This is a genomic window from Xaviernesmea oryzae, from assembly GCF_900109605.1.
GTDB lineage: Bacteria > Pseudomonadota > Alphaproteobacteria > Rhizobiales > Rhizobiaceae > Xaviernesmea > Xaviernesmea oryzae.
Genome location: NZ_FOAM01000019.1, coordinates 1 through 16,239, shown reverse-complemented (window position 1 = coordinate 16,239; position 16,239 = coordinate 1). Strand labels below are relative to the sequence as shown.

At 58.5% G+C, this 16,239-nt stretch carries 18 protein-coding genes, 2 pseudogenes and 1 riboswitch; of the genes and pseudogenes, 9 read left to right on the top strand and 11 right to left on the bottom strand.

Going from position 1 to position 16,239, the window contains the following annotated elements; translation table 11 throughout:
• Positions 1-27: 27 nt before the first annotated feature.
• Positions 28-789, bottom strand: a complete 762-nt coding sequence (locus BMX61_RS19980) for a substrate-binding domain-containing protein (protein ID WP_075627922.1) — start codon at positions 787-789, stop codon at positions 28-30.
• 126 nt (positions 790-915) lie between these two features.
• On the opposite strand from BMX61_RS19980, the gene BMX61_RS19975 reads away from it, so the two are divergent.
• The 6 genes from BMX61_RS19975 to BMX61_RS19950 all read left to right on the top strand — a co-directional run bounded on the left by BMX61_RS19975 (position 916) and on the right by BMX61_RS19950 (position 6,513).
• A complete protein-coding gene (locus BMX61_RS19975; RefSeq protein ID WP_075627921.1) occupies positions 916-1,794 on the top strand; it encodes a LysR family transcriptional regulator in 879 nt (292 codons plus the stop codon).
• Between the two features lie 59 nt (positions 1,795-1,853).
• Positions 1,854-2,426: a uracil-DNA glycosylase family protein gene (locus tag BMX61_RS19970; RefSeq protein ID WP_210186302.1), complete on the top strand. Its 573-nt coding sequence runs from the start codon at positions 1,854-1,856 to the stop codon at positions 2,424-2,426.
• A 63-nt stretch (positions 2,427-2,489) separates the two neighbouring features.
• Complete coding sequence (locus BMX61_RS19965; protein ID WP_078057769.1) at positions 2,490-3,632, top strand: TDT family transporter; 1,143 nt, start codon at positions 2,490-2,492, stop codon at positions 3,630-3,632.
• 77 nt (positions 3,633-3,709) lie between these two features.
• Positions 3,710-4,318, top strand: a complete 609-nt coding sequence (locus tag BMX61_RS19960) for a DsbA family protein (RefSeq protein WP_075627919.1) — start codon at positions 3,710-3,712, stop codon at positions 4,316-4,318.
• 420 nt (positions 4,319-4,738) lie between these two features.
• Positions 4,739-5,140, top strand: a complete 402-nt coding sequence (locus tag BMX61_RS19955; protein ID WP_075627918.1) for a DUF305 domain-containing protein — start codon at positions 4,739-4,741, stop codon at positions 5,138-5,140.
• The gene (locus BMX61_RS19950) at positions 5,137-6,513 is read left to right on the top strand and encodes a YncE family protein (protein WP_075627917.1); all 1,377 of its coding nucleotides are present in this window, start codon (positions 5,137-5,139) and stop codon (positions 6,511-6,513) included. Before BMX61_RS19955 ends, BMX61_RS19950 begins: the two co-directional genes overlap by 4 nt.
• A gap of 99 nt (positions 6,514-6,612) precedes the next feature.
• On the opposite strand, the gene BMX61_RS19945 is transcribed toward BMX61_RS19950, so the two are convergent.
• The 10 genes and pseudogenes from BMX61_RS19945 to BMX61_RS19900 all read right to left on the bottom strand — a co-directional run bounded on the left by BMX61_RS19945 (position 6,613) and on the right by BMX61_RS19900 (position 14,262).
• Positions 6,613-7,392 carry an anti-sigma factor family protein gene (locus BMX61_RS19945; protein ID WP_075627916.1) on the bottom strand — a complete coding sequence of 260 codons (780 nt, stop codon included), beginning with the start codon at positions 7,390-7,392 and terminating at the stop codon, positions 6,613-6,615.
• Positions 7,389-7,895 carry a sigma-70 family RNA polymerase sigma factor gene (locus tag BMX61_RS19940; protein ID WP_075627972.1) on the bottom strand — a complete coding sequence of 169 codons (507 nt, stop codon included), beginning with the start codon at positions 7,893-7,895 and terminating at the stop codon, positions 7,389-7,391. The genes BMX61_RS19945 and BMX61_RS19940 overlap by 4 nt, the downstream gene beginning before the upstream one ends.
• Positions 7,896-7,952: 57 nt before the next feature.
• Complete coding sequence (locus BMX61_RS19935) at positions 7,953-8,423, bottom strand: nuclear transport factor 2 family protein (protein ID WP_234794760.1); 471 nt, start codon at positions 8,421-8,423, stop codon at positions 7,953-7,955.
• Positions 8,424-8,551: 128 nt separating this feature from the next.
• Positions 8,552-9,358 (bottom strand): universal stress protein, encoded by an 807-nt coding sequence (locus BMX61_RS19930; protein ID WP_075627914.1) that lies wholly within the window; start codon positions 9,356-9,358, stop codon positions 8,552-8,554.
• A gap of 217 nt (positions 9,359-9,575) precedes the next feature.
• Positions 9,576-10,013 (bottom strand): EamA family transporter, encoded by a 438-nt coding sequence (locus BMX61_RS19920; RefSeq protein WP_075627912.1) that lies wholly within the window; start codon positions 10,011-10,013, stop codon positions 9,576-9,578.
• Positions 10,010-10,399, bottom strand: a complete 390-nt coding sequence (gene crcB, locus BMX61_RS19915; protein ID WP_075627911.1) for a fluoride efflux transporter CrcB — start codon at positions 10,397-10,399, stop codon at positions 10,010-10,012. Before crcB ends, BMX61_RS19920 begins: the two co-directional genes overlap by 4 nt.
• A gap of 10 nt (positions 10,400-10,409) precedes the next feature.
• Positions 10,410-12,227 carry a voltage-gated chloride channel family protein gene (locus BMX61_RS19910; protein WP_075627910.1) on the bottom strand — a complete coding sequence of 606 codons (1,818 nt, stop codon included), beginning with the start codon at positions 12,225-12,227 and terminating at the stop codon, positions 10,410-10,412.
• A gap of 95 nt (positions 12,228-12,322) precedes the next feature.
• Positions 12,323-12,402, bottom strand: a riboswitch (Fluoride riboswitch).
• Positions 12,403-12,474: 72 nt separating this feature from the next.
• A pseudogene (locus BMX61_RS25150) lies at positions 12,475-12,588 on the bottom strand (cytochrome b); the annotation flags it as partial.
• Between the two features lie 31 nt (positions 12,589-12,619).
• Positions 12,620-13,306 carry an SMC-Scp complex subunit ScpB gene (gene scpB, locus BMX61_RS19905; protein WP_075627909.1) on the bottom strand — a complete coding sequence of 229 codons (687 nt, stop codon included), beginning with the start codon at positions 13,304-13,306 and terminating at the stop codon, positions 12,620-12,622.
• Positions 13,307-13,308: 2 nt separating this feature from the next.
• On the bottom strand, positions 13,309-14,262 hold the full coding sequence (locus BMX61_RS19900; RefSeq protein ID WP_234794759.1) for a DUF1403 family protein: 954 nt from the start codon (positions 14,260-14,262) through the stop codon (positions 13,309-13,311).
• 270 nt (positions 14,263-14,532) lie between these two features.
• On the opposite strand from BMX61_RS19900, the gene BMX61_RS19895 reads away from it, so the two are divergent.
• The 3 genes and pseudogenes from BMX61_RS19895 to BMX61_RS19885 all read left to right on the top strand — a co-directional run bounded on the left by BMX61_RS19895 (position 14,533) and on the right by BMX61_RS19885 (position 16,239).
• On the top strand, positions 14,533-14,787 hold the full coding sequence (locus tag BMX61_RS19895) for a type II toxin-antitoxin system VapB family antitoxin (RefSeq protein WP_075627907.1): 255 nt from the start codon (positions 14,533-14,535) through the stop codon (positions 14,785-14,787).
• A pseudogene (locus BMX61_RS19890) lies at positions 14,787-15,172 on the top strand (type II toxin-antitoxin system VapC family toxin). Before BMX61_RS19895 ends, BMX61_RS19890 begins: the two are co-directional and overlap by 1 nt.
• Positions 15,169-16,239, top strand: a complete 1,071-nt coding sequence (locus BMX61_RS19885) for a site-specific integrase (RefSeq protein ID WP_075627906.1) — start codon at positions 15,169-15,171, stop codon at positions 16,237-16,239. Before BMX61_RS19890 ends, BMX61_RS19885 begins: the two are co-directional and overlap by 4 nt.

The following is a 16,239-nucleotide window of genomic DNA, read 5'->3' as shown; positions in this document are numbered from 1 at the left end:
CGTTATCTTTCCTGAGACGGTATAGGGTTATTTCGAGGGCGTGGTCCAGCCGGCCTTGGCAAAAATCGCCTTGGCCTCAGGGCCCTGAAGGAATTGCGAAAACGCTTTGGCGTCGGCATTCTTGCCTCCGCGCTCGGTCAGCACGATCCCGGTGTCTCGGTAGATGCGATAGTCCGGTTCGACCTCGACGACATCTGCGAGTTTTGGATTGGCGACCTGCCAGATATTCCAGATGATCCAGGCATCGAAGGACTTGTCCTCGGTCCAGGCTTTTTTGGCTTCGGCACTGTTGGCGGCAAAGGTCTTGATATTGGCGCGAAGAGCTTTCACCTTTTCAATGTCGCCGGTTCGTCCGGCCATGTCTTCCCAAAGACCGTTCTGCCCGGCACCATTGACGACAAGCACTTTGTGGCCGGGCTTGAACAGATCAGCGAGGCCGGTGATCTTCTCCGGGTTCCCCGGACGCACCAGGATAGCGGAAGGACGCACGTAGAGCGGTACGACATCGGCGTCCTTGATCTGGCCGTCCATCGCCTTCACGAAATCCGACATCATCGTCTCTGAGCCGCTGAAGATCAGGTCGGCATTGTCTTTAGCCTTGCCGATCCATTGCGGCGTTGGGCCGGCGGTAACGATCACCGTGTTGCCGGAGCTTTTCTCGAAGGCGGCTGCCGCCTCCTTCATGGCAGGGAGTGGTCCACCGGGACCATAGACGTGGATATCGGCGGCAAGCGTTGGTGCTGTCGTGGCGACAAGCATCACCGCGCCGGTGATGATGGATTTCAGCATGGTATTTCCTCCGTATCTGGTAAGAGAAAACTAGCGCCATTCTGCATCAGTTCCATCGCATAATTTTGCTACGAACATTCGGATAAATCGATTATAACTCGGAGCAGATTCAAGGTTGCTATCCTCATGACCCTCGACCAATTGCGCATCTTCGCCGAAGTCGCCCGCCAACAGCACATCACCAAGGCTGCCAAAGCGATGAATATGACGCAGTCGGCCGTCAGTGCTGCGGTCATCGCGCTTGAGGAACGGCACGGCGTGGCTTTGTTCGACCGGATCGGTCGTTCTATCGTCCTAAACCAAACCGGAACGATCTTTCTCGAGCATGCACTTCAGGTCTTGGCTGAAGCGAAAGCCGCCGAGTCTGCGCTAAGCGACCTTGCCGGACTTTTGCGCGGGGAATTGTCGATTATGGCGAGCCAGACTGTTGGTGCCTATTGGCTGCCCTCCAGGCTAGCGAAGTTTCACACACGCTATCCTGGTCTCGGTCTCGACGTCAGGATCGGCAATACCGAGGCGGTAGGCGACGCGGTTGAGGCAGGGCGGGTTGAGCTCGGCGTTGTAGAGGGCGCGGTCGACAGACCGGCCTTGTCGTCGCGCATGATCGCCACGGATGAGATGATCCTCGTCGTGTCGCCAACTCATCCATGGACCAAAGGCAAAAAGCTCGGAAAAGCCGATTTTGAAGACGCGACATGGGTTCTTCGCGAACCCGGATCGGGAACACGGCTCGCCTTCGAGACGATGATGACGAAAGAGAAATTGAAGCTGCAGGCGTTGAACGTTGCAATTGTCCTGCCCGGAAACGAGGCCGTGCTCGGCGCAGTCGAGGCCGGCATGGGGGCAACACTGACATCGCGAAGTGCTGCCCAGACCGAACTCAACAGCGGCCTGCTGGTCGAGGCCAATGCTTCTCCGCTTCCGCGGCCATTCTTCCTGCTCCGGCATAAGGAGCGGTATCGCTCCAAGGCGGCCGATGCGTTCGAAGCCCTGTTGTCGGAATAGACACGATGACCTATCGCGGACCTGATACGCTCTGGCACGAGCATCGACGCGAGAAGCGGTTGGCCGCGCTTGACAGCGCGCATATGCAGCCATTGAACGCCTTCCGGGAGCACCTTCAGCTCAACTCCGACCGGGATATGCCGAACTTCGATCCATACGATGGCGGTATCAGCGCAAGACTGCTGATCCTTTTGGAGACGCCTGGACCAAGTCCGGTCGAACGCGGCCGGCGTTTCGTTTCGATCGATAACCCGACCGGCACGGCGAAGAACCTGCGCACGGCGCTGACTGGCGCAGGGATATCGCGCCGAGACATCGTTCTGTGGAATACAGTCCCGTGGGTCCGCGCAACCCGAGGCTCGATCGTGGCCAGCGAGCGGCGCGAGGGCATCATGGGACTTGCAGGCCTTCTGCCGCTGCTGCCGAACCTACGTGTCGCCATCCTGGCGGGCGCGGTGGCGAGCGGTGCTGAAGGGGTACTGGTGGATGCCGGCATTGAGGTGATACTCTGCCCCCATCCGAGCCCGACGCTGATCAATACCTCGCCGACGCTGCGCGACCGCCTTCACGCGGCTTTCGAAGCTGCCGCCGCAAAACTCGATCAATCGAAAACGGCGATCGAAATATCCTGAACTATGCGTTGGAACTGATCGATGTACCCTCGTATTTTCTCCTCAACGATCAGGAGAAATTCGATGCACAAGGTTGTTGCCTTCAAGAGGCCGGTCACGCCAGCCCCGGACGTTCCTATGCAGGGCTACGTCATACGAAATTTTACGCCAAATTGGTTCGCGACCACGATGGGCACCGGCATCCTTTCGGTCGCTCTCGCACAGTTTCCTGGGCATCCGTGGCTTTTCGCGATGGGTCAGGCGCTTTGGCTCTTCAATATCCTGCTATTTGCCACCTGCACAACGCTCTACACGGCACGCTGGCTGCTCTATTTTCATGAGGCAAGCCGCGTCTTCTCGCATTCTGTCGTGTCGATGTTTTTTGGCTGCATCCCGATGGGACTGGCCACGATTATAAATGGCTTCCTGATCTATGGCATCCCGCATATCGGCGACACGGCGGTGGCAATCGCAACGACGCTCTGGTGGATCGACGTCACACTGTCGCTGGCCTGCGGTCTTGCAATCCCATTCATGATGTTTACGCGCCAATCCCACTCGATTGACCAAATGACAGCGGTCTGGCTGCTGCCGATCGTGGCGAGCGAGGTGGCGGCCGTCAGCGGTGGCCTGCTTTTGCCCCACATCGCCGACGCTCAAACGCAGTTGACGGTGCTGATGACCAGCCTGGTCCTATGGGCCTGCTCGGTTCCGCTGGCCATGAGCGTGCTCGTGATCCTTTTCCTGCGCATGGCGGTCCACAAGCTTCCGCATGTCAACATGGCCGCCTCGAGCTGGCTGGCTCTCGGCCCGATCGGAACCGGTGCCCTTGGTCTTCTCGTCATGAGCCAGACCGGACCCGCCGTGTTGTCGGCGAATGGATTGGCGAGCGTTGCTCCGGCCTTCGGTGGTGCCAGCTTCCTCGGCGCGATCCTCCTGTGGGGCTACGGCATCTGGTGGCTGGCGACTGCTGTCCTGATCACCCTGCGCTACCTTCGCGAGGGCCTGCCATTCAATATCGGCTGGTGGGGCTATACCTTCCCGCTTGGCGTGTTTGCCGTCGCCACACTTCGTCTCTCAACGATGGTGCCGATGTCGTCTATCGCGATCTTTGGCGCGGTTCTTGTTACTGCACTTGTCTGCATGTGGCTGCTGGTCGCGGCCAAGACGATCAAGGGCACTCTTGACCGCTCGCTCTTCGTCTCGCCCTGCCTCAAGGCCGACTGATGATCGAAACACTCCGGCATTGCTCATGCCGGAGTGTTTTTTCTCGTAACCGAACAGGAGAAGACATGACGTTTCGTATGATGGCCGTGATCGTCGGCATTGCTTTGGGATGCGTGACATCGGCCAAGGCCGAACCCGTGCAGGATTTGATGAACCCGGCCGTATTCCAAGACAGCTTCGTTGGCGAGAAGACCGCTCCAGTGACGCTTGTCGTCTATTCCTCCCCAACCTGCAGCCACTGCATCGACTTCCATGAACGAGACCTGCCGAAACTGCATGATACATATGTCGCATCGGGTAAGTTGAAGATCGCTTACCGGCCCTTCGTGCGAAACTCGGTGGATGCCGTTATCTTCATGCTGGCGAATGCGCGGGGCCGAGACAAATTCGACGAGACGGTATCGTCCTTCATGACGAAATTCGATGAGATTGCCGGCGCCGCCAATGCCGAGGATGCATTGCGCGAGATCGCCGCTAGCATGGGCATCGACCGCGCGGGTTTCGATCGCGCTGTCGCCGATCAGGCCTATCTCGACAAGCTCAATGCTGCGACAACCGAAGCGAACAAAAAATTCGGAGTCGCCGGCACGCCATCGTTTTTCGTCAACGGCCACCAGGTTCGGATTGAAATGAGTTTCAACGAGGTCGCCAAAGCAGTCATGAAAGCCACCGCCAGCCTGGAGTGAAACCAAAATCTGAGAGTGGCGGAATTCCCTGTGGGAAGTTTTCCTACGATCGACCAGGCTGGTTTTCCTCTGAAAAGACGGACGACTGGGCGCCGTCGTCGAACGGCTTAGAATGTGTGCTTTTTCGCCCTGTTCCAACCGACTGTTCATTCTCCATACCGTAATCCGCTGCGGGTATCGCCCTCAGACATCGTTCACAGGCAGATTGGATCCGCCGCGCGTGATCCTCTTGGCGGCATATGAGCAAGCAGTATTTCGGCACGCTTCGTGTCAAGATACGCCTTCCATAATTCTTAGCGCAGACCGGCAAGTACCGCGCGTGCCAACCGCTCACGCCGACGTGAGAACAAATACGGATGAGCAATGGAATAAACGGCGACCCACAGCGTTCTTATCCACTCAAGCCAAAAGGATTTTGCCATGCGCGTCTACAGTTTCATACTTGTTGCCAGTTTCGTCTTTGTGGGAAGTGCATCTGCTGAGCAGTCCCACGACCACCATTCGGCGATGAGCATGGAAGATAGCGGCACTTCCACTGCGTTCTCCAAAAGCATGAAGGTCGCCATGGACAAAATGCATGCCGGCATGATGGCGGTCCCCGAAACAGGCAATCCAGACCACGATTTTCTGGCGCAAATGATCCCGCATCACCAGGGCGCCATCGACATGGCCAAGGCTGTGTTGCTCACCACCAAAGATCCGCAGATCCGAAACCTCGCCCAGTCGATCATTACAGAGCAGGCTTACGAAATTCAGTTGATGAATTCGATGCTCACACAACAGCGCGGCTCCGTCGCCGCCAACCCGGAGACTTCGAAATGACACGTTCCGCAGCCCTGCTGATCGCCCTGATGGCGAGCACGCCAGCCTTTGCCCTGCCCGAATCCAAGGACCGGGTCTATGCTGCTGACCAGAACAGCAACACCGTATCTGTCATCGATCCATCGACCAACACGCTTCTCGGCCTGATCAAGCTCGGCGACCCACGCCCGAATGTCTTGAGCCCGCTTTACAAGGGTGAGGTCAACGTCCACGGCCTTGGCTTCTCGCCGGATCACCGTACCATCGTCGCCGTCTCGACGGTGACCAATTCCGTGACCTTCATCGATACCGCGACAAACAAGATCAAAGGTGTCGCCTATATCGGCCGCAACCCGCACGAGGCCTTCTTCACGCCGGATGGCAAACACGTCTGGGCAACCGTGCGTGGCGAGGATTACCTTTCGGTCATTGATGCGAAGACATTCAAGGAGACCGATCGCATCAAGACCGAGAGCGGTCCCGGCATGACGATCTTTACGCCAGACGGCAAGCGCGCCTTTGTGGCCAACAGCTTCAATCCGGTCGTTCAGGTGTTCGATGTCGCGTCGAAAAAGCTGCTCGCATCCATTCCGGTGGTCTCCCCATTCTCACCGTTCATTCAGGTGACACCAGATGGAAAGGAAGCCTGGCTAACCCACAAGGATGTCGGCAAGGTGACGCGGATTGATACCAAGACATTGAAAGTCAAGGGCGTGATCGATAGCGGTCCGATCACCAACCATCTGGCGTTCGCCAAAACATCCGCCGGAACATTGGCTTATGTGACCATCGGCGGCGAGAACGTCGTAAAAGTCTACACGCTGAACGACGAGGCCAAGCTGATAGCCACCATTCCCGTCGGTGCCTTGCCGCACGGTGTCTGGGGTTCGGGCGACGGCAGCCGCGTCTTTGTTGGCCTCGAAAATGGCGACGCGGTGGACGTGATCGACACTCAGAAGAATGAGAAGATCGCCCATATCCCCTCAGGCCAGGCCCCACAAGCGCTGATCTACGTTCCGGATGCGGTCCCGACAGGCGATGGCCGCCAAAACCTTGAACCACGCAAGGACATGCCGGAGAACATCACACTTATGCTGAAGCCTGCCGCAGATGCGCAAGGCGGCGGAATGGTCGTCTCGCGCAATCTTGGCCTGATCGATATCGTAGATCTCAGCGTTTCGAAATTGAAGCCGGACACGGCTTATGCGCTGTTGTTCGAAGGTCAGCCGGAACCGATCGTGGCGTTCAAGACAGATGCCAAAGGTGCCGCGATGGCATCTGCCACCAGTCCGACCCGCTCCATCGTTAAACCGGGCGAAGCCTCCAAGACACCTAAGGTTATCCTCGTTGAGGGAACAGAACCGCTAGCAAATGCGGTCTTGCAGAGCAACTAACAGTTTGGCTACCTGTTACGGGCAACCCCAAAACAAGTTGACTGCGGCGTTCTTACAATGCCGCAGTCATTTTTGACACCGCACTGAGATTGACCGGATTCAAATCATTCCTTGATAGATCGCAGTTGCGATCGGAAGGAGCTTTGCCCGATCGACCGAGGCGGATACCGCGAAATCGAACCCCTGATCCACCCAGACAAAACTGGACACGCCGTTTTTCTCTTCAAACGTGAACGCTGTCTGCGCTGATTGGCCGGCGCGTAGATAAACGGCCAGCCTCTCGCCTTTGTCATCCTCGTACATGAGTTGTGCAGCCGCAGCGCCACCGCCCGGAAGGACGCGTCCGCCGAGCAGCTTATACCCGAATGCCGAAAGGTTCGGTGGCGTCAGTGCCCGGCCGGATCGCTTCGACAGCCATGTGACCAGATGTGCCTCGTCATCCGCTCCAACTTCGACCGGATGGGCTACTTCGACCACGAAGGTCCGATAGGCGTCAGATGCATTCGCGGCAAAACCCGCCTCGGACAATCGCGCTGCGTTGATTTGCACGCCTTCAGGCTTTAGCCACCAGCCACCGGCCAGGCCTATTCCCAGGAAGATGCAAGCGGTCATGGCGGAGCGATACCAGCCTTGTCTTCGCAAAGCTGCGTTGGACTGAAGGTTGGCGATGCGCAGCCGCGCTGGAATGGGCTCTGCGAATTTTTCAGACAGCCGCACACGCAAAGCTTCCCGGTCCGCAAGCTGTTGCGTGACCCTTGCGCTCACTTCAGGATGACCAGCAAGATAGGCGTCGACAAGCGCCTGACGGTCAGGCGGCAGCTTTCCGTCAATGTAAGCCTGAAGATCATCTTCGCCGATCGGCGAACCGGTGTTCATCATTTTACCCTTCGCAAGGTCACGGGCGTCTTGTTGTCTAGGATAGATCGGAATTTCTGCCTGGCGCGCGACAGCCGCGACATCACGGTTCCTACCGGCACACCAATGACGGCAGCAGCCTGCTCATAGGACAGATCCTCGACGCCAACCAGAAGCAGAAGCGATTTTTGATCGTCGGAAAGCCTATCGAGCGCTTCGAGTATATCGCGCACGGCAATGCCATGATCCTGATCGGCTGGCGATCCGGGGAGCATAACGGTATCGAGGTCGTGGTGTGGACCCCGGCGCTGGGATTGGCGTCCAGCCGAGATGTGCAGGTTTCGCATGATGGTAAACAGCCATGCCCGCAGGTCACCATCAGTCCGGCGCAGATACCAGCGCGATATCGCACGCTCAAGGCAATCCTGCACGAGATCGTCGGCGCGGTTGTGATCACGCAGAAGCGCGAAGGCATAGCGTCGCAATGCCGGTATTTCAGCCTCCAGTCGCATCGCCATTGTCGACATCATCAGCCCTTCGGATCGGTGGCCACACCGGCGAAGCCGGCATGGCCACCCGTCGCCTTACTTTGCAGGCGGGTTGACCTGCCAGATTTCGTCGACAAGTTTTCCGTCACGATAGGTCATGATGTAAAGAACGGGAACCTTGTTCTTGCCGGCAAAGACAACATTCGCGGCAACGGTCGCGCCCTTGGGATTGGCTGCCTCCCAGAGTTCACCGACTGTGGCGGTCTGTTCGCCCTGTGCCGTCGAGAATTTGGCCCAGACTTCCGCAATCGCCTTTTCCGACGCATAACTGCCGTCGAGCGGACCACCAATCCAGGCAAGGGAAGGATCCTTGCCGTAGTCTTTGGTGATTGTCGCGACATCGCCCTTGGCAATCGCTTCGATACGGGTCTTGGCCATGTCCATGGCAGGGCCAGCAAGGGCTGCACCGGTAGACATGAGAAAAGCGAGCGGCAGAGCCATCAGAACTGTTTTGCGCATAGTGTGATCTCCTTGTTGAAATGACAGCAGAGAGACGCTGGCAATCACGCGTTATTCCACCCGGCAGCAAAATAATTTTTCACTCTTTCACTGCGCTCAAGGATATGGAACTCTTTTTTGCTTGTAGAACGGATTCCTTGGGCGAAGTTCCACATGAAGATGCGTCGTATTTGGGCCTAATGGCTAAGAAAAGCGGGCAAACTTGTGTGGTCCATCACTGTCTTCGTGGCCCCGCCAAAGACGGCCTCAAGAAATGCGCCATGACGGTAGGCGCCCATCAAAAGTGTATCGGCACCGCCCCTATTGGCCTTTTCCAGAAATTCGTCGGCGTTTTTCGCCACGGAGGTCTGCAGCCGCCCTGTCCCGCTGACATGCAGTGACTGAATGAACCCAACCGCCTCTGGGACTTCGTTCTCGTGTGCTGCGAGAATTACCAATGTATCAGCAGCGCGGAGCCAAGCTCTGGCCTTTTGAAGGCAAGAACGTATTTCGTCATCGTCCCTCCAGAAAATGGCAATCGAGCGGCCGAAAGAAACCGCAGTTCCGTTAGTATCCGGCGTAAAAACCACCAGCCTATGATGATCGAAGAGCGCCGCATGCAGGGCGTCGCCGCCGTCCATCGATTGCGGGCGGGCGATGGTCACCAGATCGGCCGATCCGAGATGATTGCGGACACCGTCTTCTTCTCCACCATCAGCTTCCACCCACTCGACCTTGGCGCCAGCCGGCGACGGTTCACGCCCTGCCGACCACTCCTCGAAGATCTTTCTGACCTCGTTCCGTCGCTGAGAGGCCGTGCCCTCATCGCGGATCCGCATTTCCTGCATGTCGACTTCCTCTACACTGCCTCCGATCTTGGCGGGATCGACGCAAACATGGAGCGCCGTGATTGTTGATCCCGGTTCGACCGCTGATGCAGCGTCGGCGATCAGCAGGCTGGAAAGGGCTGTTTTAGGATGTGGGATGAGCGCAACAACGTGCATGGTGTTCCTCCTGATTCAGATTTCCTGCGACGCAGCTTCTGCGTCCCGTTCGTCTCGTGTTCGAAATGAGCGATACCGCCATCGCCCATCCGTCGGCTCCCATCGCCTCCACACGACTTCCAGCCAGAATATACGATCATCCTCTGGTAGAACTGCGTGCCACGCGTACCAGACCTGCCAGATGGGGAGACGGAGTGGGTTCGACATCTGGTCTGCTCTAGGCGCGGTAAGCGACGAGGACAGCGCCGCAGGCAATCAGGCAGACGCCAAGCCAATTGGGGAGCGACAGACGCTCCCCCAGAAAGAGTACGGCAAAGATTGCGACAAAGACGACACTGAGCTTGTCGATCGGCGCAACGCGTGCGGCATCACCGAGTTTCAACGCCCGGAAATAGCAGATCCACGACGCGCCGGTTGCCAGGCCCGATAGAACAAGGAAACTCCAGCTACGGCCGGACACCGTACCCGGCGATTGCCAGTTTCCGGTGACATAGACCATCATCCCGGCGGCGGCCAGAATGACGATCGTGCGAATGAAAGTCGCGAAATCGGAATTGACGTTTTCGACCCCGACTTTTGCGAAGATAGCCGTCATTGCCGCAAAGCCAGCCGACAATAGCGCCCAGAAGGGCCAGCCAAGAAGAATACTTTTCATGCCGTTTGACCTCCAACCATACCACGCACCAGCGCCATGCCAGCGAACACTGCAATGAATGCCAGGATGACAGAAGCGCTGGCGTAGAGGATGGCGGCGCTAGTCTCTCCCCTTTCCCAAAGCCCTACAGCATCCAGCGAAAACGTCGAGAAGGTCGTAAAACCGCCAAGAATGCCGGTTGTCAGAAACAACCGCAGTTCCTGCGGCAGCCCGGTTCGCATGACAAAAATCTCCGTCAGGATACCCATCAGCAATGACCCGATGATATTGATCGATAAGGTTGCCCATGGAAAACCAAGTCCGAGCAGATGGGCCACTATAAGGTTCACACCATGGCGGACGGCACCACCGACGCCTGCATCCAGAAATACGATGACAAATCCCATGATCGCTTCCTCAGAACGTGCTGGATGACGACAAGCGACCCGACAGCGCGTCTTGCGCCGCAATCTCTTCACCCAGGACTTCCCACTGCTCGATATGCTTGTAGATGACCACCTTGCGGCATAGCAACTCACCGTGCGTCCGGCAGAAGGTCTCGAGATCCTGCTTCGGCGCGATCAGTTCGACGCACATGGTGAGATTGGGGTTCTGGATCTCCACACCTTCTGACTGCATCTTGCCGTGGTTGCTGTATCCGAACGTCGTGTGATGAGCGACCGCATTGATGATCCCTGCCGCTTTCGCCTGGATCACAAGTTCACGATAGAGCGGCTTGCTGCCGAACCAGCGCTTAGCCGCCTTCACTTTCTCCCCAGGGCGAAGATAGATGCGCACCATGCCGAATTCGCGTGAGGAGACGGTGTGGGTCATGACGATAGGCCTTTCGGTCAGATTGGAGTGAATGGAGAGGGAATTTGCATGCGTTGCCACAGGCGCGGGCGTTCTGCCGCCCTTCGTGCGGATCGCGCGCACCGGAACACCGGTCGGCAGGTCCGAACCAGCCGATTTGACGACGCCGATACGCTGAGACAAATAGATGCTCGAATGGCCGCTGAAGAGGTAGGCGAGAAAGCAGGCGGTGGCGATATAGACGCCATGGGTGGCCCCGAAGAGTTCAATCCCCATGACCATGCAGGCAAGTGGCGTGTTCGTTGCGCCAGCAAAGACGGCGACGAAGCCAAGTCCCGCCATCAAATCGACCGGGGCGCCGAGAAGCCCGCCGAGCGCACTGCCAAGCCCTGCACCGATGAAAAACAGCGGCGTCACCTCACCACCCTTGAAGCCGGCCGAGAGTGTGATGATCGTGAACAGTGCCTTCCACAACCAGCTCCAGTAATCGACGTGATCAGGGCGGAAGAAGCCGAGAATGGTCGGGTCCGCCGGATCAGGCGACCAGACCCCCAAGCCGAGATAGGCTCGAGTTCCAAGAAGATAGGTCAGGCCGATCAGGACCAGCCCTGCGAGGACGGGCCTTAGCGGCGCGTACCTGATCACCTTTTTCAAGAGGGCCGACAGATCGTGGCTGGCCTCGGCAAAGAGATGGGCGACCAACCCGAATATCACCCCTGCCAGAGAGACTTTCGCCAGTAGCCAACCGTCGAGATTGAAGGCGCCGCCGATATCGAAATTGGACAGATAGGCGATATGATACTGGATATGACCGATTCCCCAGGCATGACAGGTCCAGTCGGCCAAGATGGCCGCCATCAGAGCAGGCAGAAGGGCCTCATATTGCATGCGCCCGATGGTCAGCACCTCCAGCGCAAAGATCGCGCCGGCGATCGGCGTTCCGAAGACTGCCCCAAACCCTGCCGCGATACCTGCCATCAGCAGGATGCGGATGTCGGCGGTTGATAGCTTGAACAGTTTGGCTAAGGCGCTGGCGATACTACCGCCCAGCTGAACCGCCGTTCCTTCGCGTCCGGCCGACCCTCCGACAAGATGGGTGAGTACAGTCGAGACGAGGACGAAGGGCGCCATGCGTAGCGGCACGCCGCCACCTGGCTCATGGATCTGGTCGACGATAAGATTGTTGCCGGCCTCAGCCGTCCCGCCGAAGCGCCCGTAGGCCCAGACCATGGCAAAACCGGCGATCGGCATCAGAAAGATCAGCCAGGGATAGGCGAAGCGCAGTTCCGTGGCGCGATCGAGGCTCCAGAGGAAAAAGGCGACAAGGGACCCGACAATCATCGCCATCGGGACGGTGACCGCAACCCATTTGCCGATGCTCTGGATTTGCTGAAGGCGCAGGCTGGAAAACTGACGGATCATCACGCGAGCGCTCCAGAAAAAGCGCACGCCACAACGACGATCGAATTCGATAGTTGGTAATCTGACACAACTCTACCCCTCTGCCGGCTGCGGCAAGTTGAGTAGGAGTCATCAGCTTCATCCTGCGAAGCGGTTCGGCCACCATGGCCAGGCAGAATCCATTACCGGAAACTTGAGTAGATGAAGTCTGGTGCCGCGTCAACATGGCCGAAGCTGCAGCGGCAGCCGGAAAGGCGCGGATCAGATGCTAGCCGCTTGTCATGCGACGCAGGACATCTGTCCGGAAATAAAAATGCTGTGCCAAAGCACCAACGGCGTGCGCAGCGATCGTCGCCCGCAGGATCGCCTTCAATACCTGTGAAGTGCGCAATGCGGTACCAAGCCGAAAGCTGTCAATCTTCCAACATGTCGTCCCCGATGGCCGGGTCAGTATCCACCGAGCCACCCTGCTTACTTAAGAGACCAGCGTCTTCCAGCGCCTCGATATTTGGCAGGTCCCGCAATGTCTCCATGCCAAAGGCCGAGAGGAAATATGGCGTCGTGACATAGGTATATGGGGCGCCCGGAGTGGGGCTCCGTGGGCCGGAGCCGATAAAACCTGCTCCACGCAAACCGCCGATCGTATCGCGGCTGACGTCCTTGCCAAATATCTTTGACAACTCACCGCGCGTGATTGGCTGGTAATATCCGACAGCCATCAGCACCATCGCCTCAGATTCAGACAACGCTGCCACACCGCCTCGCGTAGGCGCGGACGAAGCACGGATCGTCTCGGCAAACCTTGGTCGGCTCCGGTGTTGCCACCCGCCTGCGACCGAGACCAGTTCATAAGGTCGATCTCGCAGCTCTCCGACCAGGTCGTCGATCAGCAGGTCGATGCTGCAGTCTTTGCCGACCACCCGCGCCAGAGTCTCGCGGCTGACCGGCTCGGAGGACGCAAAGATGACCGCCTCGACCCGCATCATCCATTCCCGCCAGCGCATTTCCGACGGCAAGTCCAGGAGCTCGCGATCATACAGGATCTCCTGCTTGCGTTCCTCGGCTTTACGGCGGGGTTTGGCTGCGCGCGCTCCTGCCATTGTCACAATCCAAATATTCGGAAGGAGGACCGGCCCGAGAGCTCGCGTATCGCCTCAAAGCCTTCGAGCCGCTCGAACAGCCGGCTTGCCGCCCATCGTGACAGGCTGGCCCCGGCTGCCGAAGCGGATACAGCGTCTTCGTTCAACAGCCGACGGATGACCGGTTCAGCTCCTCTGGTCCTGACTTTGGCTGCGATGGCCAACAAACGGCTAGCGCGGCGATCGATCTCCGCAGCGGAACGAAGTGCCAGTTCGGCGCCATCGACAATCGCCATGCAGATCGCTTTCGAATAGGTTGACTCACCCGGCTTGACGCGACCCCGGCCACCGATGGTGCGGAAAGCTGGGCCAAAGCGCTCGGGTAGCACCAGGGGAACTGGTTGAGACCAGTTCAGCTTCTGAGCCAGCACCATCTCGCCCAGACCAAGTGCTAACACTTCTGCGTCCGGGCGAGCCGTAGAAATCGCCATTATAAGGTCCGCCACCGCGAAAGGTGCCGAACGCCCGGACTGGATGGCAGAATCAACGAGATCAGGGACCGAGGCAAGATTGTCGTCCCACCGGATCGATAGAAGCGTGGCCAATTCCTTTATAAACGATGTGCCCGGCATGCCGATCCGGCGGGATAGCATTCGTGTGGCCAAAAACAGCTTCCCGGCAGGACCGGGATCACCGTCCGCGGGCGTCAACAAAACGGCGTCCCGCAGCGCGGGCTCTTCCTCGTTGCGACCGAGCATCCTGGCCGCGACGGCGGCTGACTTGAGAGCAAGACGATCACGCCAGCAGCCTATCCATGGTGTATTCGAACGGATCAAATCGTCGAGTGATTTCAGCGCGATACCTGCGGCGAAAGCAGCATCCCGCTCGTCAATGTCACGGCCACGCGCCAGCGCCCAGCTTGGGAGGTGGCCGGGCCATGTGGAGGTGGCAGAGGACGCAGATGTGATCGAATACATGCGCAGCAGCATAAATCAGATGTGCGGTTTTTGCTAGTTTTTTCCTAATAAACCGCACAGCCTGTCGCGAAGATAAAACGTCCGATAATGTTGCATTATCGGACGCCTTGTGCTTTAAATAGAAAATGGTTGTTTCCACGGCCTTCAGCCGCACCAGCACCCGCTTTTGCAAGAGAGCGCAGCGAGAGTGTGCGGCGGCGGCATGATTAACCCTCGACCGTCGTGCCCGCCTAGGTAGAATATATATGCTGAGGAACCTGGAAACCTTCGATGGCGCTAAGCATCAAAGATCCTGAAACAGAAAAGCTCGCCCGCGCGCTTGCAGCGCGCACCGGCGAAACCATTACAGTTGCGACGCGGCGTGCCCTTGAGGATCGGCTCAAGCGGATCGGCTCGCAAGCTCATAAGTCTGCTCTTCTTGACCACATGGAGGCGATGCAGCGGCGGCTGAGCGTTTTGCCAGTCCTCGATGATCGCAGCGATGAAGAGATCATCGGTTACGACGAAAATGGCATTCCGAACTGATGGTCATCGATACGACAGCAATCGTCGCGATCTTTTCAATGAACCGGATGCCCAGCATTATCGCGAACGCATCGCCGATGATCCCATACGGCTTGTTTCCGCGGCAACGCTTGTGGAAACAGCCATGGTTGTCGAAAGCCGCTTCGGGGAGGCTGGGGGTGCGGAACTTGATCCATGGCTACCTAAAGCGAAAGTTGACGTCGTCGCGGTAACCAGCGAGCATGCTGATCAAGCCCGCCGAGCCTGGCGTCGTTACGGCAAGGGCCGCCATCCTGCCTCCTTGAACTATGGCGACTGCTTTTCCTACGCGCTTGCCAGGCTGACCGGCGAGCCGCTCCTCTTCAAAGGCAACGACTTCAAATGGACGGATATTGAGGCGGCATGAACAGCGGCGGCGAGATCATACCTGGCGAAGAGTTGTTAGAGACGGCGCCCTCGCCTCCGACGCAACCGGCGTCCCGCCTGCCTGGTCATCTGCAGGATCTCACCGATCGCGCGCGGGGCTATGTCGAAGCCGCCAGTTCGGCCAACACCCGCCGCGCCTATGCCGCCGACTGGAAACATTTCTCAGCCTGGTGCCGGCGCTCGGGCCTCTCCCCCCTCCCCCCGCATCCGCAGACCGTCGGCCTCTACATCACCGCCTGCGCGTCCGGCACCACTGAACGCGGTATGGCGGCGAACTCGGTCTCGACCATCGCGCGCCGCCTCTCCTCGCTCTCCTGGAACTATGCACAGCGTGGCCTTTCGCTCGATCGGAAAGATCGCCATATCGCCACTGTCATGGCCGGTATCCGCAAAAGCCACGCTCGCCCACCTGTTCAGAAAGAAGCCCTGTTGGCGGATGACATGATCGCCATGGTCGAGACGCTCGATCGTGGCTCTCTGCGCGGTTTGCGCGACCGTGCCATGCTGCTGATTGGCTATGCCGGCGGCCTTAGGCGCTCGGAGATCGTCGGTCTCGATCTGAAGGCGGAGCAGACGGAAGACGGGCGCGGCTGGATCGAGATCCTGGACAAGGGCATGCTTGTTACGCTGCGCGGCAAGACGGGCTGGCGCGAGGTGGAGATCGGCCGTGGATCATCGGATGCCACCTGCCCCGTCGCGGCCGTCGAGATGTGGATCAAGTTCGCTAAATTGGCGCATGGTCCCCTCTTCCGCAGAGTGACAGGCCAGGGCAGGGCGGTCGGCGCCGAGCGATTGAATGACAAGGAAGTGGCCAGGCTGGTGAAGCGGACGGCGATGGCAGCTGGCATTTGTGGCGACCTCAGCGAGATCGAGCGGGCCTTCCGGTTCTCCGGCCATTCGCTGCGCGCCGGCCTCGCCTCCTCGGCCGAGGTCGATGAACGCTATGTGCAGAAACACCTTGGGCACGCGTCAGCTGAGATGACGCGACGGTATCAGCGGCGCAAAGATCGCTTCCGCGTCAACTTAACAAAAGCGGCGGGGCTTTAG

Coding starts and splice junctions, on each gene's coding strand:
- BMX61_RS19980 (WP_075627922.1), bottom strand. CDS start 789: ATGCTGAAATCCATCATCACCGGCGCGGTGATGCTTGTCGCCACGACA.
- BMX61_RS19975 (WP_075627921.1), top strand. CDS start 916: ATGACCCTCGACCAATTGCGCATCTTCGCCGAAGTCGCCCGCCAACAG.
- BMX61_RS19965 (WP_078057769.1), top strand. CDS start 2,490: ATGCACAAGGTTGTTGCCTTCAAGAGGCCGGTCACGCCAGCCCCGGAC.
- BMX61_RS19960 (WP_075627919.1), top strand. CDS start 3,710: ATGATGGCCGTGATCGTCGGCATTGCTTTGGGATGCGTGACATCGGCC.
- BMX61_RS19955 (WP_075627918.1), top strand. CDS start 4,739: ATGCGCGTCTACAGTTTCATACTTGTTGCCAGTTTCGTCTTTGTGGGA.
- BMX61_RS19950 (WP_075627917.1), top strand. CDS start 5,137: ATGACACGTTCCGCAGCCCTGCTGATCGCCCTGATGGCGAGCACGCCA.
- BMX61_RS19945 (WP_075627916.1), bottom strand. CDS start 7,392: ATGATGAACACCGGTTCGCCGATCGGCGAAGATGATCTTCAGGCTTAC.
- BMX61_RS19940 (WP_075627972.1), bottom strand. CDS start 7,895: ATGTCGACAATGGCGATGCGACTGGAGGCTGAAATACCGGCATTGCGA.
- BMX61_RS19930 (WP_075627914.1), bottom strand. CDS start 9,358: ATGCACGTTGTTGCGCTCATCCCACATCCTAAAACAGCCCTTTCCAGC.
- BMX61_RS19920 (WP_075627912.1), bottom strand. CDS start 10,013: ATGAAAAGTATTCTTCTTGGCTGGCCCTTCTGGGCGCTATTGTCGGCT.
- crcB (WP_075627911.1), bottom strand. CDS start 10,399: ATGGGATTTGTCATCGTATTTCTGGATGCAGGCGTCGGTGGTGCCGTC.
- BMX61_RS19910 (WP_075627910.1), bottom strand. CDS start 12,227: ATGATCCGTCAGTTTTCCAGCCTGCGCCTTCAGCAAATCCAGAGCATC.
- scpB (WP_075627909.1), bottom strand. CDS start 13,306: ATGGCAGGAGCGCGCGCAGCCAAACCCCGCCGTAAAGCCGAGGAACGC.
- BMX61_RS19900 (WP_234794759.1), bottom strand. CDS start 14,262: ATGTATTCGATCACATCTGCGTCCTCTGCCACCTCCACATGGCCCGGC.
- BMX61_RS19895 (WP_075627907.1), top strand. CDS start 14,533: ATGGCGCTAAGCATCAAAGATCCTGAAACAGAAAAGCTCGCCCGCGCG.
- BMX61_RS19885 (WP_075627906.1), top strand. CDS start 15,169: ATGAACAGCGGCGGCGAGATCATACCTGGCGAAGAGTTGTTAGAGACG.